Raw genomic sequence first — 24,281 nt, forward strand, 5'->3', positions numbered from 1 at the left:
ACATGAAAATGAAAAATATTAATGAAAGGAACAATTTTGTTTTTGAGTTTCGGCCGGTAACAGAATTGTTCGAGGAACAGGTGAAGCTTCATCCTGAGAAATGTGCAGTTGTCTCCGGCAAAGAGAGCTTTACCTATGCACAGCTCAATGAACGGGCCAACAGGATTGCCAATGCACTTGTGGAAAAAGGTGTCAGACGGGAGACCATCGTAGGTGTGGTTCTTGAGAGATGCTGTGATTTCTATGCAGTGCGACAGGGTATCCTGAAGGCAGGAGGTGCATTTGCAGTTGCCACACCGGATTATCCTGATGACAGGATCCGGTATATTTTTGAGGATTCAGGAGCTCCTTTTATTATCACAACAAAGGAGATCGCAGAGGAACGAAGGGAACTGTTTGCTAAGCTTCCCTGTACAGTACTTCTGATCGAGGAACTTCTGGAGAATGAGAATACAGAGAATCCTCAGGTAAAGATCGGGGAGCATGATCTTTGTTATTGTATCTATACTTCTGGTTCCACAGGCAAGCCCAAGGGTGTGCTGATCGAACATATCAACCTTGCCAATTTTGTAAATCCGGATCCGAAAAATGCGGAAACTTATGGTTATGTCAGCAGGGGATCGGTTTCTCTTTCCATGGCAGCCATGACCTTTGATGTGTCTGTTCTGGAGGAATTTCTGCCACTTACCAACGGGATGACTGTGGTGATCGCCTCTGATGAGGAGATTTTGAATCCTCTTATGCTGGGTGAGCTGATCGTCAGAAATAAAGTGGATATTATGACCACAACTCCTACTTACCTGTCCAATATGATCGATCTGCCCCAGCTTGAAAAAGCAGTTTCTCAGATTAAGGTGTTTGATGTAGGTGCAGAGGCTTTTCCTCCGGCTCTGTATGACAAGATTCGCAGAGTAAACCCGGATGCTTATATTATGAATGGTTATGGACCTACGGAAACTACCATCAGCTGTACCATGAAGGTAATTACGAACAGCAGAAACATTACCATTGGTACGCCTAACGGTAATGTGAAGGTATATATTGTAGATAAAGAGAATAAGATCCTTCCGGACGGAGAGACCGGAGAGCTTGTGATCGCAGGACTGGGTGTTGGCAGAGGTTATATGAATCTGCCGGATAAAACAGAGGCTGTATTCATTGATCTTAACGGAGAGAGAGCTTATAAGACCGGTGACCTTGCAAGGATCAGCCCTGAGGGTGAGATTGAATTTTTCGGAAGAATAGACAATCAGATCAAGCTTCGCGGTCTGAGGATTGAGCTTGGTGAGATCGAGGAAGTGATCAATTCCTATGAGGGAATCATTACCAGCATTACTCTGCCTGTAGATAACAAATTCCTCTGCTGCTATTTTATGGCTGACCGCCAGATCAATACAGAGGAGCTTTCTGCCTATGCATTAGAGTCCCTGGCTCATTATATGGTTCCTGAGGTTTTTGTCCAACTGGAAAAGATGCCTGTGACACAGAATGGCAAAATTGATAAGAAAGCACTGCCAAAGCCGGTTGCACAGCCAAAGAATCTGAAAGAACCCCAGACTCCTATGCAGAAGAAGATTTTTGAAATCGTTGCAGACGTTGTGGAGAATGATTTTTTTGGAACTGACACAAGTTTTTACAGGGCGGGGCTGTCTTCTATCAGTGCCATGAAGCTTTGTATTCTGATCTCAGAGGAATTCGGAGTGACTGTGAAAACTAGTGATATCCACGAAAACAATACGGTGGAGAAACTGGAAAAATATGTGATGCTTGCACCGAAGATCAGAACCTATGAAAAGAGAGAAGTTTACCCTCTTACCGGCTCCCAGAAGGGTATTTTTGCAGAGTGCATGAAGAATCCTGAGAGTACGGTATACAATATTCCGTTCCTGTTTGAACTGGAAAGCTCTGTTGACGTTCAGAAGCTGTCAGATGCCATTTCTCAGATGATCGCTGCACATCCGTATCTGCTGACAAAGGTTTATTTAAGTGACAGCGGAGAGATGGTGCAGAAGCCTTGTGAGGAAGCCTTTGTACCAGAGGTGGTCCGGACCACAAATGAGCAGTTTGAAAAGATGAAAGATGAGCTGGTGCGTCCCTTTAAGCTGGAAAAGGGACGGCTGTTCCGGGCGGGGATTTATGTGACAGAAGACAGGAAATATCTTTTTACAGATTTCCACCATATCCTGGCAGATGGTAATTCCTATGATATTATTTTTGAGGATATCGATCGGGCCTATCTGGGTGAGAAATTGGAGAAAGAATCCTACACAGGCTTTGATGCTGCCCTTGATGAAGAACAGCAGATGAAAGAGGGAAAATATAAGAAGGCCGAGAAATATTATGACAGTATTTTCGAGGGAATTGAGACAGAATCCCTGCCTCTTCCTGACTGCTCAGGAAAGACTCCTGAGAGAGGATATCAGTCGATGCCTGTGGACACCGGAGAGTCTCTGGTACTTTCTGCCTGCGAGAAGCTGGGGGTTACTCCAAACATTCTGTTTACAGGTGTATTCGGCATTCTCATGAGCAGATATTCCAATTCCGAGGAGAGTCTTTTTGCAACTATTTATAATGGAAGAAATGATTCCAGACTGGAGAATACAGTCTGCATGCTTGTAAAGACTCTGCCGGTTTACTGTTCCTGTGATCCGAAAGTCACCATACAGGCCTATATGACAGAGCTCTCTGAGCAGATTCTGTCTTCCATGGCAAATGATATTTTTCCGTTCTCTGATATTTGTGCAAAGTACGGGATTAATTCTGATCTGGTATTTGCATATCAGGCAGAGCTTGGGGATGATTTCCCAATCGGTGATACCGTTGCCAGGGGTCATGACCTTTCTCCGGATATGTCAAAGATGCCTCTGTTGATCCAGGTAAGAGAATATGATCATAAATATGTGCTTACTGCAGAATACCGCAGTGACATGTACAGTGAAGCCTTTGTACGTGGAATGCTGGAATCCTATGAGGCAGCTATGGATTCCCTGCTGAAAGCAAAATATATTTCGGAAGTTTCTGTTCTTTCCCAAAATGGAGCGGACACAATTGCGGAATTTAATAATACTGCCTGCGAATATGACAGAAGTAAGACCATCGCTGATATGTTTGAGGAGCTGGTACAGACCATTCCTGACCATACGGCTGTGGTATTTAAGGATAAAAAATATACTTACAGAGAACTGGATGAGATCAGCGACAGACTTGGAAAATATATCGCATCCCAGGGAATCGGCAGTGAGGATGTTGTTTCCATTCTGATCCCTCGCTGTGAATATATGGCGATCGCGCCGATGGGCGTGATAAAGGCAGGTGCAGCTTACCAGCCTCTGGATCCAACCTATCCCAGGGACCGCCTGATGTACATGATGGAGGATTCCTCTGCAAAGCTTCTCATTGCTGACAGAGAGCTTCTTCCTCTGGTAGACGGATATAAAGGACCGGTGCTGTTTACAGATCAGATCTGGCAGCTGGAGGATAGGGATGTTGTGCTTAAGAAGCCGCAGCTGCATGATCTGTTTATCCTTTTGTATACTTCCGGTTCCACAGGTGTGCCAAAGGGCTGTATGCTGGAATATGGAAATATTACTGCTTTCTGTCACTGGTTCAAGAGGTATTATGGCATAGATTCGGATTCCAGGGTAGCTGCATATGCTTCCTTTGGTTTTGATGCCTGCATGATGGATATTTACGGTGCCATCACAAACGGTGCACAGCTTCACATTATTCCGGAGGAGATCCGTCTGGATTTCATTGGACTGCAGCGCTATTTTGAGGAAAATGGCATCACGCATTCCTTTATGACTACTCAGGTGGGAAGGCAGTTTGCGCTGGAGATGGATTGTAAGAGCCTGAGATATCTTTCTGTAGGAGGAGAGAAACTGGTTCCATGTGAGCCGCCAAAAGATTATAAGTTTATCAATGCTTATGGACCTACAGAGGCGACTATTTTTACGACTGTATTTGAAGTGGACAAATATTATCCAAATGTCCCGATCGGAAAAGCACTTGACAATGTGAAGCTTTATATTACAGACAAGCTGGGGCATATGCTTCCTCCCGGTGCATGCGGAGAGCTGATGATCACCGGCTGGCAGGTTTCCAGAGGATATCTTAACAAGCCGGAAAAAACTGCCGAGGTCTATACAAAGAATCTTTATGATGATACACCGGGATACGAAGTGATGTATCATTCAGGTGATGTGGCAAGATTTCTTCCGGATGGAAATATCCAGATCATTGGCAGAAAGGATTCCCAGGTTAAGATCAGAGGTTTCAGGATTGAGCTTTCTGAGGTTGAGGAAGTGATCCGCAGATATGAGGGCATCAGGGATGCCACTGTAGTTGCCTTTGATGATCCAAATGGTGGAAAATATATTGCTGCCTATGTGGTATCGGACAGCACTGTTGATATCAATGCCCTGAATGATTTTATTAAAGAGACAAAGCCTGCCTATATGGTACCTGCAGTTACCATGCAGATTGACAAAATTCCTCTGAACCAGAACCAGAAGGTAAATAAAAAGGCTCTTCCTCTGCCTGAGAAAAAAGCAGCGGAGATCATTAAGCCTGAGAATGAGGTTCAGCAGATATTATTTGACTGTATCGCAGAGGTTCTGGGGTATACGGATTTTGGGATTACCACAGATATTTATGAGGCAGGTCTGACATCCATCACTGCCATTAAGCTGAATATCCTGATCTCCAAAGCCTTTGACATTGTGATCAAAACTTCAGATATTAAGAATCATCCCACTATCCGAATGATGGAGGAATTTGTAAAAACTGCGGGAAAAGAAAGCAAAAGAGAAGTACAGGAAAGTTATCCTCTTACCAACACTCAGGAGGGGATTTTCATTGAGTGTACTGCAAATATGGGTTCTACCATTTACAATATCCCGTATCTGTTAAAGCTTGATAACAAGGTGGATCTGGACAGACTGGCAGAAGCCATTGACAGTACTGTTGAGGCGCATCCTTATCTGAAAACCCGTCTGTTTATGGATGACAACGGAAATGTACTTCAGAAACGAAACGATGGGCTCAGTTATAAAACACCGATTTTAAACGGAATGAACAGAGACACTCTGGTACGTCCATATATGTTGTTTAATGAACAGCTTTTCCGGTTTGAAATCTACAGAACCTGTGATGGCAATTATCTGTTCCTGGACCTTCACCACATTGTTGCCGATGGTACATCTCTGGCTATTATAATTAATGATATTAACAGAGCTTACAGCGGTGAGAAGCTGGAACCGGAAGGTTATACTTCCTATGATCTGGCACTGGATAACAGAGATGCCCTGGCAGGTGATATCTATAAAAATGCAGAGAATTATTATAAGTCAGTATTTGAACATGCAGGTGGAAGCATCAGCTTCTATCCGGACAAAAACGGTGCGGCTCCAACAGCAGAACTTTACCACAGAGAGACCAGATCCATTTCTGTGCAGGATGTGAAGGAATTCTGTAAAAAGCATGGAATTACGGAGAATGTATTCTTCATTTCCGCTTTTGGTATCACACTTGGAAAATATAATTTCAAAAAGGATGCTGTATTTACCACTATTTACCATGGAAGAAACGATTCCAGACTTTCGGAAACAGTGGGTATGCTGGTAAAAACACTCCCTGTTTTCTGCGATTTCTCAGGAACAGCCAAAGATTGCTTAAGCGGTGTACAGAAACAGCTGATCGATTCCATGAACAACGATATTTATCCTTTCTCACAGATCAGCCATGAGTTTGATATTAAGGCAGATGCCATGGTTATTTACCAGGGCGACAATTTTGCTTTTGACACCATTGGCGGGGAATATGCACAGGAGGAGCCTGTCAGCCTGAACATGGCAAAGGCACCGGTTTCTGTCAGCATTTCCATTGAAAAGAACAGATTTGTCTTTGAGATTGAGTACAGAGGGGATATGTACCATGAGGAAACTATCCGGTATCTGGCTGACAATCTGGAAACCACTGCAGAGGGAATCTTAAGGGAATGCGATCCGGCTGATATCCGGCTGATGTTTGAGGAAGAAACTCAGATGGAGGATATTCCGGAACATGCAGGAAAGACCTTCATAGATTTGTTTAAGGAGATGGCTGCCAGATATCCGGACAGACCGGCAGTGCGGGATGACTCCGGAGATTTTACTTACAGAGAGTTGGACAGAATGTCTGATTATATTGCTCAGAAGCTTACGGAAAACGGATTTGGACCGGAACAGGCAGCAGGTATCCTGTGCGGCAGGACAAAGGAATATACAGTAGCCTATGTGGGTGTTATGAAGGCCGGCGGAGCTTATGTTCCTCTGGATCCGGAGTATCCACAGAGCAGAATTGAATATATGCTGAAGGATTCAGGAGCAAGAAATCTCCTTGTGATCGATCAGTATCAGAATCTTGTGGAATTTTATGACGGAAATGTGATCAGTCTGGACAGTGTGTCAGATGAGGCTGAGGATTTTGAACTTTCTGCAGAGCTTATTTCTCCGAAACCGGAGAACCTTGCCTATATGATCTATACCTCAGGCTCCACAGGAAAGCCAAAGGGTGTTATGATCGAGCACAGAAATCTGTTGAACCTGATCGAATATATCACACTGAGCAGAAATACTTCACCGGATGACATTGTGGCAGAGTTTGCGAGCTTCTGTTTCGATGCATCAGTGATCGATCTGTTTGCACCTCTTACCGCAGGAGCAGTCCTGTATATTTTACCGGAGAGTATCCGTAAGGACGCCATTGCCATAAGCAGATATATAAAGGAAAAAGAGATCACCACCGTAACCTTCCCTACCCAGATGGGAGAACTGGTTACAGAACTTCTGGAGGATGCACCTGCTCTTAAATTTGTTACACTTGGCGGCGAGAAATTCAAGCATTACCGTAACCGTACCTATCAGATGATCAATGGCTACGGTCCTACAGAGAATACGGTTTCTTCCACAGAGTTTTTGGTAGACAGACAGTATGACAACATCCCGATCGGAAAATCACAGCGGAATGTGCGCAGCTACATTGTGGATGAGAATCTGAACCGGCTTCCGGTGGGTGCGTCCGGCGAACTTTGTCACGCAGGAAGGCAGATTGCCAGAGGATATCATAATCTTCCGGAAAAAACAGCATCTGTGTTTGTAGAAAATCCATTTGCTGTATGTGAGCATGAAAGCCGTCTTTACAGGACCGGTGATATGGTCCGCATGAAAGGTGACGGAAATATTGAGTACATAGGCCGGATCGATTCACAGGTGAAGATCAGAGGATATCGTGTGGAGCTTGGTGAGATCGAAGGTGCCCTTCTGAAACATGAGCTGGTGAAAAATGCAGCCGTTACAGTAATTGAAAAGGGTGGAAATAAATATATCACAGCTTATTATACAGGAGAAGCCATCCCGGAGGATGAACTGAAGACCTTCCTGGAGCCGCTGATCCCGGATTATATGATGCCGTCTTTCTTTGTCAGCATTGAGGAAATGCCTGTGACACCGGGCGGTAAGATTGATAAAAAAGCACTGCCAATGCCGGAGGTAACCACGAACACTGCCAGCTATGTAGAGCCGGTTACTGCAGCTCAGAGAGCACTCTGTGAGATTTTTGAGAAAGCACTGGGAATTGAAAGAGTAGGGATTGAGGACAACTTCTTTGAGCTGGGCGGATCTTCCCTTACTGCATCCAAGGTTGCTGTTATGTGTCTGTCAAAGAATATTTCACTGGTATATGCGGATATTTTCAAATATCCTACTGTACGGGAACTTGCAGCTCTGGTTGATGATGACGGAGTTACAGAGGCTGCACAGAGCAAGAATGAATTTTCGGATTATAACTATAACAGGATCCAGAATGTGATCAGCGCAAATACAGAAGAAAATGCAGACCGGATCACAAAGGAAAAGCTGGGAGATATTATGGTCACAGGTGCCACAGGTTTCTTGGGGATCCATGTCCTTAAAGCATTCCTTGACAATTATGACGGTAAGGTTTACTGTCTTGTACGTAAGGGCAAATATGAATCGCCTGAAAAGCGAATGATGAACATGCTGATGTACTATTTTGATGATCCATACAAAGAGCTGTTTGAAAGCCGTATTATCTGTGTGGATGGGGATATTACCTCAAAGGAACAGGTAACAGGATTTTCAGAATATAAATTCAGCACCATCATTAACTGCGCTGCCTGCGTAAAGCATTTTGCGGCTGATGATGTACTGGAAAGAATTAATGTGCAGGGTGTGGAAAATCTGATCGATTTCTGTAAGAATAACGGCCGCAGACTGATCCAGATTTCTACGGTTTCCGTTGCGGGAGAAGGTTCTGACGGTGTTCCGCCAATGTCCAGAGTTTTCTGTGAGAATGATCTGTACATCGGACAGAATATTACCAACGAATATATCCGCACCAAATTCCTGGCAGAGAGGGCGGTTCTGGAAGCAGTTTCCGAGGGACTGGACGGCAAGGTAGTCCGGGTAGGTAATCTGATGAGCCGAAACTCTGACGGCGAGTTCCAGATTAATTTCATTACCAATGGATTCCTTCGCAGCCTGAGAGGTTATGCGGCTGTAGGTAAATTCCCTATGGGCGGTATGCATGAGGTGGCAGAATTCTCACCGATTGATTCTACTGCGCTGGCAGTTCTGAGACTGGCTCAGACCGACCGGAGATTTACTGTATTCCATGCATGTAACAGCCATCATATTTATATGGCAGACCTGATCTACGCAATGCGCAGCTATGGATTCAGGATTGATATTGTAAGAGATGAGGAGTTTGAGGCAGCAGTGAAGGAATTTGCAAAGACCGGTCAGGATTCTGATGCGGTTTCCGGACTGATCGCCTATACCTCACATAATGAAAATGAAATCTATACCATTGATTACAGCAATCGTTTTACAGCACAGGTTCTGTACAGGCTGGATTATAAATGGCCGGTTACAGATGACAGATATCTGGAAAATGCAATTGCAGCACTTGACAGACTTACATTTTTTGATTGATTCAGGAGGGAAAATTACAATGGAAATTATCACAAAAACAGAAGGTAACAAAGCAACTATGGAAATCAGCGGATGGCTTGATACACAGACAGCTCCCCAGTTAGGGGAGGCTCTGTCCGGACTTGAAGACAGCATCACAAGTCTGGTATTTGATTTTACAAATCTGGAGTATATTTCATCTGCAGGTTTACGTCAGGTGATCGTGGCCTACAAAAAAATGGCTCAAAAGGATGGATTTAAGATCATCAATGTTTCTGATGAGGTTTACGATGTATTCAGCCTTACAGGGTTTGACAGCAAGATCGATATTCAGAAGAAGTAACTGTTGATCAGATGCAGAAATTATACAGGATCAATATTAATCATTTTGAGGATCCGCTTAAGAATGAAAGGCTTCTGGATCTGGTTGGGATCAGAAGAAGAGAAAAGGTCATCAGGTATCGTATGCCTGATGACCGCAAAAGAAGTCTGGGTGCAGGGATCATCATCAGAAAAATCCTCGATGAAAACGGGCTTACGGAAAGCTGCCTGAGATATTCTGACAATGAAAAGCCGGTTGTGGATGGCCTTTTTTTTAATGTATCTCATGCGGGGGACTATGTTGTGGGTGTGCTGTCAGACTGCGAAGTCGGGTGCGATATTGAGAAAAATGCCAATGCGCCTCTTGAGGTGGCAGAACATTATTTCTACCATTCAGAGCTTGCTTACATCAAGGCTGCGAAGAACAAAGATAAGGCGTTTTTTACGCTCTGGACATTAAAAGAAAGTTATATGAAAATGACAGGCAGAGGAATGAGCCTCCCTTTGGATTCTTTTGAAGTGGTTCCCACAGAAGAGGGGTTTGTCCTCGGAAAATCCTCAGAAAGGCCATGCTTTTTTGAGACAATGGAATTTGACGGTTATATTTTCTCGGTCAGCAGTGAGAGGGCTTTTTCTCTTCACAATCCATTGGAAATTGCTTTTGACGATATTTATGTATGATCACAGATGATTTTTCAGACACGTTCTAGAGCGTGTCTGAAAAATCATTCCCGCAATCTGCACGCCCCACTTTGCGGGATATTTCACCCGAATTCAGTTGCCGTAGCCCGCTACGGCGCCCTCATCCGGGCAAAATATCCCACAAATTGTGACGCACATCTTGCAGAAAGCCTTTTTCAGACGCGCTCTAGAGTTCCAATCAGACAGGAAAGCGTATATGTCAGATATTGCTTCTGCTGTACGGGAGAACTGAGGAAGGCATCGGAGCAGGTAAACCAGGTGTAACAGGTATTTCTGGTTGCTGCTTTCCGGTGCTTTCTGTCAATTCCGGATCCGAGAGATTTCGGGATAACCGTATCCTCCTCCGGGAGATAATAGTAATCCTTATAATCTGCATAGTATTGTTTCAGTTTCCCGTCAGTTGTTTTGATAATTAAATTGATTTCTTCGTCTTTTCCTGTCAGATAGAAGTCGGTGTTTCCATTGGAAAATTCCTGTGGCAGTGTGCAGGGGAGCTTCAGTTTCAGAATCAGGTTGTCTCCGTCAAATTCACTGTATGTAACTTCATAATCTCCATCATAGATGCAAAGATATCCCAGCATATCAAAGATTCTTCCAAGTCCTAGCACATCCTCCAGGTTATGTCCAAGGATTTCATCAGCTGTAAAGGCATCTCTTTTTTTCAGAAAATCTTTGTAAAGTTTAATGCATTCCTTACCATTATCATAAATCCTGTCTTTGATCCCCAGAAATTCTTCCATGCAGGGCTGCTTCATGGCAGACAGTTTTAAAAGTGACTTTAACGGTTTTAATGTCAGGTAGAGATCCAGCGACTGTTTTCCTGTAAACGGAGAGGGAATTCCATATTTTTCATATCGTGCTTCCAGATAGGGCTGGTCAAATCGTTCTCCGTTGTAAGAAATCATCAAATTATATTGCTGAAGAAATTGTGAAAAAATTCTCAGAATTGTCTCTTCTTCACTGGCATTTTCGGCCATCCATTGATAAAAATTCCAAGTTTCATCTTCAATTCCAACAGCTCCGATCAGGTATAAATACGTGGAATTTCTTGATAATCCGGTGGTTTCAATGTCGTAAAAAACAGGTGTAAAATTGTATTTTTGGAAGAATTTTCCAGTGAAAAATTTAACAGTCTCAAAGTCTGGAAACCCTTGTAAAATGGGCATTTTTTTAACAATCATGTTAATAATTTTTCCTTTCTGAAATTGTTTTTAATTATACACAAGAAAATGAAATTTGGGTAGTGCTTTTTTTGAAAAAATGGTTTATATTATAAACAGGTTGATAAAAATGTACAAAAAAGTATATGGATTTTATCAAAAATAGAGCACTTTGGTGGTGCTTAATATAAAAGGAGGGAACGAAATGGGAATTTTAACCTTTAAGGGTGGTGTTCATCCTTATGACGGAAAAGAATTATCCAAGAACAGTCCGGTAGTGAAATATCTGCCAAAGGGAGATATGGTATATCCTCTTTCCCAGCATATCGGTGCTCCGGCTGCAGCGATAGTTCAGAAGGGAGACCATGTGCTCGCAGGACAGAAGATCGCAGATGCTGCGGGGTTTGTCTCATCACCGATCCATTCGTCTGTTTCCGGTACGGTAAAAGGAATCGAACCGCGCCTGACAGCAACAGGTTCTATGGTCAATTCCATTATCATTGAGAATGACCAGCAGTATGAAAGTGTGGAATTTACTCCTGCACGTCTGGAAGATCTTTCGAAAGAGGAGATTTTGGCGAGAATTAAAGAAGGCGGAGTAGTGGGAATGGGCGGCGCCGGATTCCCCACACAGGTAAAGCTTGCGCCAAAGGAACCGGAGAAGATCGATCATATCCTTGTAAACGGTGCCGAGTGTGAACCCTATCTTACCAGTGACTACAGAAGAATGCTGGATGACTCTGAGAAGCTGATCGAGGGCTTAAGAGTTATGCTGAAGCTCTTTGACAATGCGAAGGGATATATCTGTATTGAGGATAACAAGCCTGACTGTATTGCGAAACTGAAAGAAATGGTAAAAGATATTCCACGTATTGAAGTAGCAGAGCTGATGACCAAGTACCCACAGGGTGGTGAGCGTTTCCTGATCAAAGCTGTCACAGACAGAGAGATCAACTCTGCCATGCTTCCGGCAGATGCAGGATGCGTAGTTGACAACGTAGATACCGTAATTGCTGTTTATGAAGCCGTTATCCTTGGAAAACCTGTTATGGACCGTATCGTGACAGTAACAGGACAGGGGATTAAGAATCCGCAGAACTTTGATGTCCTTTCCGGAACAGATATGGCAGAGCTTATAGAAGCTGCTGGCGGACTGACAGACAATGTATCCAAAGTAATTTCAGGTGGTCCTATGATGGGATTTGCCATGTATGACACTCATGTACCATGTATTAAGACAAGCTCCGCATGTCTCTGCCTGGAGAAGGATGATGTGGCAGATGCCGAACAGACTGCATGCATTAACTGCGGCAGATGTGTAGGAGTCTGTCCCGGCCATGTCATTCCTGCAAGACTTGCAACCTTTGCAGAGCATGGTGACATGAAGAGCTTCCAGAAATTTGATGGTATGGAGTGCTGCGAATGTGGCTGCTGCAGTTATATCTGCCCTGCCAAGCGTCCGCTGACCCAGATGATCAAATCTATGCGTAAGATGGTTCTGGCAAGCCGTAAGAAAAAGTAAAAGGGGGACATCGTAATGGATCAGATGTTACATGTATCATCCAATCCCCATGTCCGGGATAAGATGACAACAAGCAAAATCATGCAGCTTGTGGCACTGGCGCTTCTGCCGGCCACACTGTTTGGAATTTATAATTTTGGCCTTCGTGCCTTACTGGTAGTAGTGATCACCGTCGCTTCCAGTGTATTCTTTGAGTGGATTTATGACAAGCTGATGCATAAGAAGAACACAATTACAGACTTCAGTGCAGTTGTTACAGGTTTATTACTTGCATTAAATATGCCTGCATCAATTCCGCTCTGGATGCCTGTACTTGGCAGTGCATTTGCGATTATCGTTGTAAAACAGCTCTTCGGTGGTCTGGGACAGAACTTCATGAACCCGGCACTTGCAGGAAGATGTTTCCTGATGATCTCTTTCGCAGGAAAGATGACAGATTTCGCAGTAAGCGACAGCTTCAGAGGTGTGGTAGATACTGTATCCGGTGCAACTCCTCTGGCAGCTCTGAAACAGAATGGATTTACAGACAGTTCTGTATCTGTATTACATATGTTTATCGGTGATATCCAGGGAACTATCGGTGAGACTTCTGCCCTTGCGATCCTGATCGGAGCAGCAATCCTTCTGGTTTTCAAGGTGATCGATCTGAAGATTCCGCTTACCTATATTGGAAGTTTCGCAGTATTTGTAATCCTTTACATGCTTGGAACAGGCAAGGGATTTGACGTGAACTATCTGTTCAGCCACATCTTCGGCGGTGGTCTTATGCTTGGTGCATGGTTTATGGCTACAGACTATGTCACAACACCGATCACACCAAGAGGACAGTATGTATACGGTGTCTGTCTTGGTGTACTGACTGCGGTCTTCCGTCTCTTTGGCGGTTCCGCAGAGGGCGTATCCTATGCGATCATTTTCTGCAACCTGTTAGTTCCGATGATTGAACGTGTGACTCGTCACCCGGCATTTGGGAAAGGGGGCAAAAAGGCATGAGTAACAGAATTATCAAAGATACCATAGCCATTACAGTGATCACACTGGTGGCAGGACTTGCCCTTGGTGTAGTCCAGGATATTACGGCAGATCCTATTGCAAAGCAGGAAGCTCAGGCGAAACAGGATGCTTATAAGGCAGTATTTGCAGATGCGGACAGCTTTGAGACAGTGGATGTGGATGCGGATGCCATGCAGTCTTATCTGGATGAGAACGGATATGCGGCACAGTCCATAGATGAGACTATGCTTGCCAAGGATGCTTCAGGCAATGAACTGGGATATGCATTTACAGTAACCACTTCCGAGGGTTACGGCGGAGATATCCAGTTTGCAATGGGTATCCAGGATGACGGTACCTTAAATGGAATTTCCATTCTTTCCATCGGTGAGACCGCAGGTCTTGGTATGAGAGCAAACACAGATGCATTTAAGGATCAGTTCAAAGATAAGAACGTAGATAAATTTGAATATACAAAGACCGGTGCCACAGCGGATGATCAGATCGATGCGTTAAGTGGTGCCACTATTACAACGAATGCCATGACAAACGGTGTTAATGCCGGATTATGTGCATTCCAGTATGAGAAAGGGGGAAATCAGTGATGAAACCAAACACACCTGCTGAACGTTTATATAACGGAATCATCAAAGAAAATCCTACCTTTGTACTGATGCTTGGTATGTGTCCTACACTGGCTATCACCACATCTGCAACCAATGGTATCGGAATGGGACTTACTACAACAGTGATCCTTGCAGCATCCAACTTAATGATCTCTCTTCTGAGAAACTTTATTCCGGACAGAGTGCGTATGCCTGCATTTATCGTAGTTGTTGCTTCCTTTGTAACAGTTGTACAGCTTCTTTTACAGGGATTTATCCCAAGCCTGTATGACTCCCTTGGAATCTATATTCCTCTGATCGTAGTTAACTGTATCATCCTTGGACGTGCAGAAGCATATGCATCCAAGAATAAACCGATTGCCTCTCTGTTTGATGGTATTGGTATGGGTCTTGGATTTACCTTAAGTATCACCTGTATCGGTGCAGTACGTGAGCTGATCGGCGCAGGTTCTCTGTTCGGACATCAGATCCTTCCTCTGGCAGATGCTACAGCAGGTAAGGCTGGTTATGAACCGATCACAATCTTTATCCTGGCACCCGGAGCATTCTTTGTTCTGGCAGCGCTTTCTGCATTACAGAACAAATTCAAAATCGGTGCAGCCAAACGTGGCATTGATCCAAGTAATCCTGATTGCGGCGGAAGCTGTGCAGCCTGTGGCAATACCATGTGTAAGGGAAAAAGGGGGTAATGGATTATGAAAGAACTTTTGATCATACTTGTAAGCTCAGCGATTGTAAATAACGTAGTCCTCAGCCAGTTCCTTGGCCTCTGTCCTTTCCTTGGTGTTTCCAAGAGTGTTGAGACAGCAGCCGGCATGGGCGGTGCGATCATTTTCGTTATTACACTGTCATCTTTTGTGACAGGTATTATTTACAATGCTATCCTGGTTCCTACGAACCTGACTTATCTGCAGACTATCGTATTCATCCTGCTGATCGCGGCGCTGGTACAGTTTGTAGAGATGTTCCTTAAGAAGACAATGCCTTCCCTGTATCAGGCACTTGGTGTGTATCTTCCGCTGATCACAACAAACTGTGCGGTTCTTGGTGTTGCCCTTACAAACGTGCAGAAAGAGTATAATGTTCTTCAGGGAACAGTGAACGGATTTGCAACAGCAGTGGGATTTACTATTTCCATCGTGCTGATGGCTGGTATCCGTGAGAAAATCGCATACAATGACATTCCAAAATCCTTCCAGGGATTCCCTACAGTTCTGCTGACAGCCGGACTGATGGCAATTGCCTTCTTCGGATTTTCAGGACTGATTTAAGGAGGGGACTGGTATGAATATAGGAGCAATTATCGCGGCAACTGTACTGGTTGCGGCAGTAGGTCTTTTTATCGGTGTTTTCCTTGGTGTTGCCGGTAAGAAGTTTGCTGTGGAAGTGGATGAGAAGGAAGTTGCTGTTCGTGAGGCGCTTCCCGGTAATAACTGCGGTGGCTGTGGTTATCCCGGCTGTGATGGCCTGGCAGCAGCAATCGCCAAAGGTGAGGCACCTGTAAACGGATGTCCGGTAGGCGGTGAGCCAGTCGGGAAAGTGATCGCAGCGATCATGGGACAGGAAGTTGTGGAGACTGCCCGTCAGGTGGCGTATGTGAAGTGTGCGGGTACCTGTGAGAAGACGAAGGATAATTATGAGTATACAGGTGTGGAAGACTGTGAGATGATGGCTTTCATTCCCGGTGGTGGTGCGAAGTCCTGTACTTATGGATGCCTTGGTTTTGGAAGCTGCGTGAAGGCCTGTCCGTTTGGGGCGATTGATGTTGTGAACGGTGTGGCGGTTGTTGATAAGGAGGCTTGTAAGGCCTGCGGTAAGTGTGTTGCCAAGTGTCCGAAGCATCTGATCGAGCTTGTGCCCTATGAGCAGACTACGTTTGTGCAGTGTAGTTCTCATGCGAAAGGTAAGGCTGTTACTTCTGCGTGTGAGGTTGGCTGTATCGGATGTAAGAAGTGTGAGAAGACTTGCCCGAATGGGGCGATTACGGTTGATAATTTCTGTGCGCATATTGATTATAGTAAGTGTACGAATTGTGGGGCTTGTAAAGAGGTTTGTCCGAGACATATTATTCAGTAATGGGAGGAAGAACTGCTGTGTGAAGGCATGGCGGTTCTTTTTTTTCGATTAAGGGACGCGCGGGGCATTATTTCGGTTTGGGTTCAGTTTCGGAAGCTAGGAACTCTAAGTTTCGGAAAATCTGCTAAAAGCATTCGAAAAATGCTCAAACTCGCCGCGAAGCGGCTCAGACAGTGAGCATTTTTCGAATAACGCAGATTTCCCGGAACTAAGAGTTACTACGCTTCCTGCAAAATTCACCCAAACCGAAGTAATGCCCCGCGCTGTTTACTGGTTGTTTCGCGTTACTGTTCACACACCACTATCCCGCGAGGTGTTTTGGCATGAATATGCCAAAATCCCGAGACATACAAGCCAAAATTCCATTGCCGCAGGCAATCTGGAATGAATTTTGGCTAAGTTACTGTGAACGGAGTGAACAGTAACTGTTTCGTAAGGCGCGCGAACAATATACGCGAATATATGTTTGCGTTATGGGGTGGGATGTGGTATGATGAATCGGAAGTGATGAATTTGGGACGGAGGATGTATCATGATTGCGTTTGTTCATGGAATGGCTGTGGATATGACTGAGAGCTCGGTGGTTGTTGAGGCCGGGGGGATTGGTTATGAGATATATATGACGGGGGCAGATTTGTCTGAGATTCGTATGGGGGAGGATGTGAAGGTCCATACTTATTTCAGTGTGAGAGAGGATGCCATGAAGTTGTATGGGTTCAGGACTAAGGATGATCTGCAGATGTTTAAGCTGCTTCTTGGCGTGAATGGTGTGGGGCCGAAGGCTGCGCTGGGGGTTCTGGCGGGGATTACGGCGGATGAATTGAGGTTTGCAATTCTTTCGGATGATGTGAAGACGTTGTCGAAGGCTCCGGGTATCGGGAAGAAGACTGCTCAGAAGCTGATCCTTGAACTGAAGGATAAGATGAAGCTGGAGGATGCGTTTGAATTGAAGCTGGTTCATGAGCAGGAGAGGGCAGCAGTGGGAGCCGGTGAGGTTTCGGATGGCAGGCAGGAAGCTGTTGAGGCTCTGGTTGCGCTGGGATACAGCAGTGCGGATGCGCTTCGTGCGGTGCGTAAGGTTACGGATGTGTCACCGGATGATGTGGAAGGTCTTTTGAAGGCTGCGCTGAAGAATTTTTAACTGAAGCAGGATTTCACGCTCTGGTAGATTGGATTGCCTGTATTGTTATAGAATTGTTATAGGTTAGGATGGGTAACAGATGGAGAAACGTATTATAACTACGGATGTGACGGAGGAGGATTTTTCTCTGGAGGGGAATCTCCGGCCGCAGACGTTGGATGATTATATTGGTCAGGAGAAGACCAAGAGTACTTTGAAGGTTTATATAGAGGCTGCGAAGCAGAGGCATGATGCATTGGATCATGTTTTGTTTTATGGTCCTCCAGGGCTTGGTAAGACTACTCTTTCGGGGATTATTGCCAATGAGATGGGGGTTCATATGAAGGTGACTTCCGGGCCGGCTATTGAGAAGCCGGGGGAGATGGCTGCAATCCTTAATAATCTGCAGGAGGGAGATATTCTGTTTGTGGATGAGATCCACCGCCTGAACAGGCAGGTGGAGGAGGTCCTTTATCCTGCTATGGAGGATTATGCTATTGATATTATGATCGGGAAGGGGGCTTCTGCCAGGTCTATACGTCTGGATCTGCCGAAGTTTACGCTGGTGGGGGCGACTACCAGGGCAGGACTTCTGTCTGCACCTCTTCGTGACCGTTTTGGTGTGATGCATCATCTGGAGTTTTATACTCATGAGGAGCTTAAGACGATCATTATCCGTTCTGCTCAGGTTCTTGGAGTGGAGATTGATGAGAAGGGTGCGGCTGAGATTGCCAAGAGATCCAGGGGAACTCCGAGGCTTGCCAACCGTCTGCTGAAGAGGGTTCGTGATTTTGCGCAGGTGAAGTATGATGGACGGATTACTTATGATGTGGCGTGTTTTGCGCTGAATCTTCTGGAAGTGGATCAGTATGGTCTGGATAAGATTGACAGAAGGATTCTTCAGACTATGATCGTGAATTTTCAGGGTGGTCCTGTGGGACTGGAGACTCTGGCTGCGGCGATAGGGGAGGATTCCGGTACGCTGGAGGATGTGTATGAGCCTTATCTGCTGCAGAATGGATTCCTGAACCGTACGCCGAGAGGACGTATGGCATCGGCGCTTGCGTATGAGCATCTGGGCTATCAGATGCCGGAGAAAAACTGAAGTTAAGGGTGTAAAAATATAAAAAAGTAAAAGTTTTTTAAAAATTCCTATACATTTCGACTGCTTTCGAGTATAATGAAGTAAATGTCCGGGGTTCCGGGCAGATTGAAGGAAGATACAGGAGGCTCGTACGGATGGCGGTCAAAAATACAGCAAAGGTAATCATAGGTGGTAAGATTATTACGCTGGGAGGCTATGAATCGGAAGAATATTTTCAGAAAGTAGCATCCTATATAAATAAAAAGATGGATGAGTTAAGTGCTATGCCGGGTTACAGCAGACAGCCCATGGAGACCAAGCATACACTTATCAGCCTGAATATTACAGATGACTATTTTAAGGCAAAGAAACAGGCGGAGGTTTTTGAACAGGATTTACAGCAGAAGGATCAGGAGATGTATGATCTGAAGCATGAGCTGATCTCGCTTCGTATGCAGATTGAGGAAGCGCAGAAGCATGAACAGGAAGCCCTGGAACAGAAGAGCCTTCTGGAGGGAAAGAATAAGGAACTGGAAAAGCAGATTGATGAGCTGCTGAAATAATAGAGGGGGGATTACTTCGGTGATTTCCCCTTTATGATTTGTTTCATATGTATTCGATTTGAATATTATAGCAATGCTCATAAATAATGCATTTAAGATGACTGTTATAGAAAACGTGAGGTATAGAATTGAAAAGAGAAGAGATTGAACTTCTGGCACCTGCCGGTTCCTATGAGGGATTTGAGGCAGCGATCGGTGCAGGTGCAGATGCGGTTTATGTAGGGGGAGTAGCCTTTGGCGCGCGGGCTTATGCGAAGAATTTCGGAGAGGAAGAGCTTTTGCGTGCCATTGATACTGCTCATATCCATGGCAGGAAACTTTATCTGACAGTGAATACGCTGTTGAAGAACAGGGAACTGTCTGAACAGTTGTATGATTATCTGCTTCCATATTATAAGGAAGGTCTGGATGCGGTGATCGTTCAGGATATGGGTGTGTTTAAGATGATCAGGGAGATGTTTCCGGGTATGCATCTTCATGCCAGCACGCAGATGACTGTGACAGGTCCGGAGGGGATGAAGTTTCTGGAAGAACAGGGTGCTTCCAGAGTGGTAACTGCCAGAGAGCTTTCCCTTGAGGAAATCCGGAGGATGCATGAGACAAGTCCTATCGAGATTGAATCTTTTGTCCATGGAGCTTTATGTTACAGTTATTCGGGACAGTGCCTGATGAGCAGTATCCTGGGTGGAAGAAGCGGTAACAGAGGAAGGTGTGCACAGCCTTGCCGTCTGCCTTACCAGACGGCGCTTTGTTGCGGGGAAAATGGCAGACGGTCAGAGAAAAGGAAAGCGCAAGAACTATGTCCTCTGAGTCTGAAAGATATTTCTACGATAGAGATTCTTCCGCAGATTCTGGAGGTTGGTGTTACTTCTCTTAAGATAGAGGGCAGGATGAAGCAGCCGGGATATACAGCAGGGGTAACTTCTGTATATCGGAAGTACCTGGATCTTCTTTTTGAGAAGGGAGCTGAGAATTACAGGGTAGCAGAGGAGGATAAGAGATATCTGCTGGATCTGTTTAACAGGGGAGGTTCCTGTACCGGTTATTATCAGATGCAGAATGGTCCGTCCATGATGGCATTCAGTAATGAGAAGAAAACAGGAGATGTCAGTCCTGTATTAAGAAAAAAGAAAGAAAAAATTCAGGGAACATTCATTCTTTTTCCAGGAAGTCCTGCTATACTGGATGTGTCATGCAGGGGAATCCATGGATTTGCGTCTGTGGGTGAGGTACAGTATGCGCAGAACCAGCCGCTGACAGAAGAGCGCATCCGTTCACAGATGGAGAAGCTTGGAAATACAGAATATGAGTGGGAAAATCTGGAAATCCAGATGGATGAGAATATTTTTATCCCGATGAAAATGCTGAATGAGGCGAGAAGAGAGGCACTGGAATCGCTGGAAAATGAATTGCTCAAACCATATAAGAGAGAAGAAAATAATGGGAAGAAACGCTTATCAGAGGATGCCGGAAGAAAAGCAGATTCGCCAAAGCAGAAAAATCTTCCGATTTATATTTCCTGTGAAGAAAAATCCACTGCACTGGCGTTATATAAAAGAGAGGGGATACATGGAATGTATCTGAACGCTGATGCCATGGAGGTCTGCCTGGATGACTGTGTAAGCAGAGGAATGGAGATGTATCTGTCTCTTCCGCATATTATGAGAGGTGAGATGCCCCGGGAGCTTCTTACCAGGATCAGAGAGTGGATGGACAGAGGAATGACAGGATTTCTGGTAAGAAATCTGGAGACTTTTGCAGTTCTGCGAAAGGCAGGTCTGGCTGAGAAATGTGTTCTGGATCACAGTATGTATACATGGAATGATGAAGCTGCTGATTTCTGGAAAGATCAGAAAGTCCTCAGAAATACGGTACCGCTTGAGCTGAACGAAGGGGAAATCCGCCACAGAGATAACCGGGACAGCGAGATGCTGATCTACGGATATCTGCCTCTTATGATATCGGCCCAGTGTGTGCATAAAAATCTTTACGGATGTAATCATAAGGAAGAAGGGGTAACTTTAAAAGACCGTTACGATAAAGAATTTACGGCGAAATGTATATGTAACCCATGGAAAACTGAGAATACAGATTTCTGTATACCCTGCTATAATATCATTTACAACAGTATCCCTTACGGCCTGTTGAAAGAGAAATCACAGATAGACAGACTTGGTGTCTCTTCCCTGAGACTTGCATTTACCATTGAGAAGCCTCAGGATGCGGTGAAGATATATGAAGAGTTCAGAGCTGTTTATCGTGATGGGAAGAATCCTCCGAAACGGGAATATACAAAGGGACATTTTAAAAGAGGAGCCGAGTAAGGCATATGATTAATGTAATTGTAGAATTATCCAAGTATGTGATCCTTACCCTGATGGTGATTTATACTTTTCACTGTTTCTATCTGGTGAAACAGCAGAGTGAGGAGGAGAGAAACGAATCGCTGCGCCAGCAGCTGATGCTTATCTTTTTTATGGATTTCACTGCGTTTCTGGTCATCTACCTGAAGACAGGTAAGTTTCAGGTCGTGTTGTTTTATATCGAAATGATGGCATTTTTTGCGGGAATCCAGATTTTGTACAGGATTTTTTATAAGAAAGCATCGATTTTACTGCTCAACAATATGTGCATGCTTCTCAGCGTAGGATTTATTATGCTGTGCAGGCTGGATGTTTCCACAGCTACCAGACAGCTGGTGATTGTGGCAGGCGTAAATGTGGTGGCATTGATCGTACCTGTCCTGATCAGGAAGATGAAATTTCTCAAGGACCTGACATGGGTTTATGCGGGAATCGGAATCGTTTTGCTGGCGGCGGTATTTGTGCTTGCAAAGACAAGCTATGGAGCAAAACTTTCCCTGATGGGAATCCAGCCTTCAGAGGCGATAAAGATTACATTTGTGTTCTTTATGGCGGCATTGCTGAGAAAAGGTGCTGATTTTTCAAAAGTGGTCCAGGCTACGGTAGTGGCGGGACTGCATGTGGGGATTCTTGTACTTTCCAGAGACCTTGGAAGTGCAGTGATCTTCTTTGCGGCATATCTTGTGATGATTTATGTGGCATCCAGAAATGTGGGATATCTGGCACTTGGTCTTGCAGGCGGATCTGCAGGGGCAGTTGTCGCATATCATCTGTTTGGCCATGTGCGTCAGAGAGTGACAGCCTGGAAGGATCCCATGGCGGTATATCAGAATGAAGGATACCAGATCGTCCAGTCACTGTTTGCCATTGGAACCGGCGGATGGTTTGGAATGGGATTGTGTCAGGGTTCGCCTGAGAAGATCCCTGTTGTCAAGAATGACTTTATATTCAGTGCAATCTGTGAGGAACTGGGTGGGATTTTTGCAATCTGCCTGATCCTGGTATGTATGAGTTTCTTTTTGATGATCGTAAATATTGCGCTTAAAATTAAGAAACCATTCTACAAACTGATCGCACTTGGACTTGGTACGGAATATGCATTTCAGGTATTTCTGACAATTGGCGGAGCAACGAAATTTATCCCTATGACAGGTGTAACTCTTCCTCTGGTCAGCTATGGAGGAAGTTCTGTCGCGTGTACAGTACTGATGCTGGCGATCATTCAGGGATTGTATATTTTGAGAGAAGATGAGGACGAAGAAATTGAGAGATATCGAAGAAAAGGAACGGCGCAGAGAGTTGAAGAAGCGCCAGAAGCGCAAAGCCCGGGAGATTTCTGAAAAGAGAAGGCCCCGTAACAGAGAGTATACACTGGTATCCTGCTTTTTTGTGCTGATCTTTGTCAGTATGATCGGATATCTGATCTACTTTAATTATGCAAAGAGCGATGATTTTATCAATAGTCCCTATAATACAAGGCAGGATACTTTTTCAGACAGGGTTGTAAGAGGTAAGATCATATCTGCAGATGGGCAGGTGCTTGCCCAGACCAATGTTTACGAAGACGGAACAGAGGAACGTACTTATCCCTATGCAAATATGTTCGCTCATGTAGTCGGATATGACACTAATGGAAAAAGCGGACTGGAATCAGAGGCGAACTTCCAACTTCTGACTTCTCATGAATTTTTCCTGAACCAGATGAAAAATGAGTTTAAGAATCAGAAAAATACGGGTGATTCTGTGAACACGACGTTAAACGCAGATCTTCAGTCAACTGCCTATAATGCACTTGGTGACAGGAGAGGGGCGGTTGTTGCCATAGAACCCTCTACAGGTAAGATTCTGGTGGAAATGAGCAGACCGGACTTTGACCCGAATACTATTTCCCAGAACTGGGACACACTGGTAAATGATTCCAATGACAGCAGTCTGTTGAACAGAGCTACAAACGGAGCCTATCCTCCGGGATCTACATTTAAGGTGGTAACTGCCCTGGACTATTTCAGAACCAAGGGCAGTCTGGAGGGATTTTCCTATCTCTGTGAGGGAAGTATTACCAGAGAAGATCACACGATCAGGTGCTATGGCGGAACTGTTCATGGACAGGAAGATTTTTACAGTGCTTTTGCCAATTCCTGTAACAGTGCATTTGCAGAGATCGGAACCATGCTCGGAGGCAGTTCTCTGAAAAAAACAGCCGAGGATCTTCTTTTTAATAAGAGTCTTCCGCTTTCTTCCTATAAAAAGAGTACTTTTACATTAAATGGAAAATCTTCTGTTGCAGAGGTTATGCAGACTGCCATCGGACAGGGTAATACGTTGGTATCACCTATGCATATGGCGCTGATTACCAGTGCGATCGCCAATGGCGGGGAGCTCATGAAGCCTTATCTCATTGATTCTGTTGTAAGTTCAGACGGAGAGACAGTGAAGACAACAGAGCCGGAGAGCTATAAACGTCTGATGACAACAAATGAGGCGAATATCCTTGGAAAGCTTATGAAAGGTGTTGTGGAAAACGGAACCGCATCGGCTCTGAACGGAAGAGGATATACAGTGGCAGGCAAGACCGGATCAGCGGAATTTGATGAGAATGGTTCCAGTCATTCCTGGTTTATCGGTTATTCCAACGTGGATGATCCGGATCTGGTAGTTGCGATCATTGTTGAGAATGGCGGTACCGGAAGTGAAGCAGCAGTGCCCATCGCAGAGCAGATATTTGATGCGTATTATTATGATAAGCAATAATAAATTCCATGTTGCAGGCAATCTGGAA

15 protein-coding genes and 3 pseudogenes are annotated in these 24,281 nt (G+C 44.7%); 16 read left to right on the plus strand and 2 right to left on the minus strand.

Features of this window, described 5'->3' with window-relative positions; translation table 11 throughout:
* Positions 1-8: 8 nt before the first annotated feature.
* From NQ550_RS08960 to NQ550_RS08970, 3 genes are read left to right on the plus strand one after another with little or no spacing between them, the layout of a single operon-like run.
* Positions 9-8,993 carry a non-ribosomal peptide synthetase gene (locus NQ550_RS08960; RefSeq protein ID WP_025576976.1) on the plus strand — a complete coding sequence of 2,995 codons (8,985 nt, stop codon included), beginning with the start codon at positions 9-11 and terminating at the stop codon, positions 8,991-8,993.
* 19 nt (positions 8,994-9,012) lie between these two features.
* Positions 9,013-9,315, plus strand: a complete 303-nt coding sequence (locus NQ550_RS08965) for an STAS domain-containing protein (RefSeq protein ID WP_008704342.1) — start codon at positions 9,013-9,015, stop codon at positions 9,313-9,315.
* Positions 9,316-9,326: 11 nt separating this feature from the next.
* Positions 9,327-9,974, plus strand: coding sequence for a 4'-phosphopantetheinyl transferase family protein (locus NQ550_RS08970; protein WP_025576977.1), 648 nt, complete (start codon positions 9,327-9,329; stop codon positions 9,972-9,974).
* Here the strand turns inward: NQ550_RS08970 and NQ550_RS22545 are convergent.
* Positions 9,975-10,133 (minus strand): annotated as a pseudogene (locus tag NQ550_RS22545) (DUF6783 domain-containing protein). It abuts the gene before it with no gap.
* Between NQ550_RS22545 and NQ550_RS23060 the strand changes: the two are divergent.
* Positions 10,071-10,259: pseudogene (locus NQ550_RS23060) on the plus strand (DUF6783 domain-containing protein); the annotation flags it as partial. The pseudogenes NQ550_RS22545 and NQ550_RS23060 overlap by 63 nt on opposite strands.
* 374 nt (positions 10,260-10,633) lie before the next feature.
* Here NQ550_RS23060 and NQ550_RS23065 read toward each other — a convergent pair.
* Positions 10,634-11,176, minus strand: a pseudogene (locus NQ550_RS23065) (ribonuclease H-like domain-containing protein); the annotation flags it as partial.
* 184 nt (positions 11,177-11,360) lie between these two features.
* On the opposite strand from NQ550_RS23065, the gene rsxC reads away from it, so the two are divergent.
* From rsxC to NQ550_RS09035, 12 genes are all read left to right on the plus strand, one after another.
* Positions 11,361-12,677: an electron transport complex subunit RsxC gene (gene rsxC, locus NQ550_RS08980; protein ID WP_022380991.1), complete on the plus strand. Its 1,317-nt coding sequence runs from the start codon at positions 11,361-11,363 to the stop codon at positions 12,675-12,677.
* 15 nt (positions 12,678-12,692) lie between these two features.
* A complete protein-coding gene (locus NQ550_RS08985; protein WP_022380992.1) occupies positions 12,693-13,670 on the plus strand; it encodes an RnfABCDGE type electron transport complex subunit D in 978 nt (325 codons plus the stop codon).
* Complete coding sequence (locus tag NQ550_RS08990) at positions 13,667-14,275, plus strand: RnfABCDGE type electron transport complex subunit G (RefSeq protein ID WP_008704336.1); 609 nt, start codon at positions 13,667-13,669, stop codon at positions 14,273-14,275. Before NQ550_RS08985 ends, NQ550_RS08990 begins: the two co-directional genes overlap by 4 nt.
* Positions 14,275-14,985, plus strand: a complete 711-nt coding sequence (gene rsxE, locus NQ550_RS08995) for an electron transport complex subunit RsxE (RefSeq protein WP_022380993.1) — start codon at positions 14,275-14,277, stop codon at positions 14,983-14,985. The genes NQ550_RS08990 and rsxE overlap by 1 nt, the downstream gene beginning before the upstream one ends.
* A 6-nt stretch (positions 14,986-14,991) precedes the next feature.
* The gene (gene rsxA / locus NQ550_RS09000; protein ID WP_008704334.1) at positions 14,992-15,567 is read left to right on the plus strand and encodes an electron transport complex subunit RsxA; all 576 of its coding nucleotides are present in this window, start codon (positions 14,992-14,994) and stop codon (positions 15,565-15,567) included.
* Between the two features lie 13 nt (positions 15,568-15,580).
* On the plus strand, positions 15,581-16,372 hold the full coding sequence (locus tag NQ550_RS09005; RefSeq protein WP_022380994.1) for an RnfABCDGE type electron transport complex subunit B: 792 nt from the start codon (positions 15,581-15,583) through the stop codon (positions 16,370-16,372).
* A 532-nt stretch (positions 16,373-16,904) separates the two neighbouring features.
* Positions 16,905-17,513: a Holliday junction branch migration protein RuvA gene (gene ruvA / locus NQ550_RS09010; RefSeq protein WP_025576979.1), complete on the plus strand. Its 609-nt coding sequence runs from the start codon at positions 16,905-16,907 to the stop codon at positions 17,511-17,513.
* A gap of 79 nt (positions 17,514-17,592) precedes the next feature.
* Entirely contained in the window at positions 17,593-18,597 is a 1,005-nt protein-coding gene (gene ruvB, locus NQ550_RS09015; protein ID WP_008704331.1) for a Holliday junction branch migration DNA helicase RuvB, read from the plus strand.
* Positions 18,598-18,731: 134 nt separating this feature from the next.
* On the plus strand, positions 18,732-19,139 hold the full coding sequence (locus NQ550_RS09020; RefSeq protein WP_008704329.1) for a cell division protein ZapA: 408 nt from the start codon (positions 18,732-18,734) through the stop codon (positions 19,137-19,139).
* Positions 19,140-19,267: 128 nt separating this feature from the next.
* Positions 19,268-21,463, plus strand: a complete 2,196-nt coding sequence (locus tag NQ550_RS09025) for a U32 family peptidase (RefSeq protein WP_025576980.1) — start codon at positions 19,268-19,270, stop codon at positions 21,461-21,463.
* A gap of 5 nt (positions 21,464-21,468) precedes the next feature.
* The gene (locus tag NQ550_RS09030; RefSeq protein ID WP_022380997.1) at positions 21,469-22,842 is read left to right on the plus strand and encodes an FtsW/RodA/SpoVE family cell cycle protein; all 1,374 of its coding nucleotides are present in this window, start codon (positions 21,469-21,471) and stop codon (positions 22,840-22,842) included.
* Positions 22,751-24,253: a peptidoglycan D,D-transpeptidase FtsI family protein gene (locus tag NQ550_RS09035; RefSeq protein ID WP_081703157.1), complete on the plus strand. Its 1,503-nt coding sequence runs from the start codon at positions 22,751-22,753 to the stop codon at positions 24,251-24,253. Before NQ550_RS09030 ends, NQ550_RS09035 begins: the two co-directional genes overlap by 92 nt.
* Positions 24,254-24,281: the final 28 nt, after the last annotated feature.

The sequence above is a fragment of the Blautia wexlerae DSM 19850 genome (genome assembly GCF_025148125.1).
Lineage (GTDB): Bacteria > Bacillota > Clostridia > Lachnospirales > Lachnospiraceae > Blautia_A > Blautia_A wexlerae.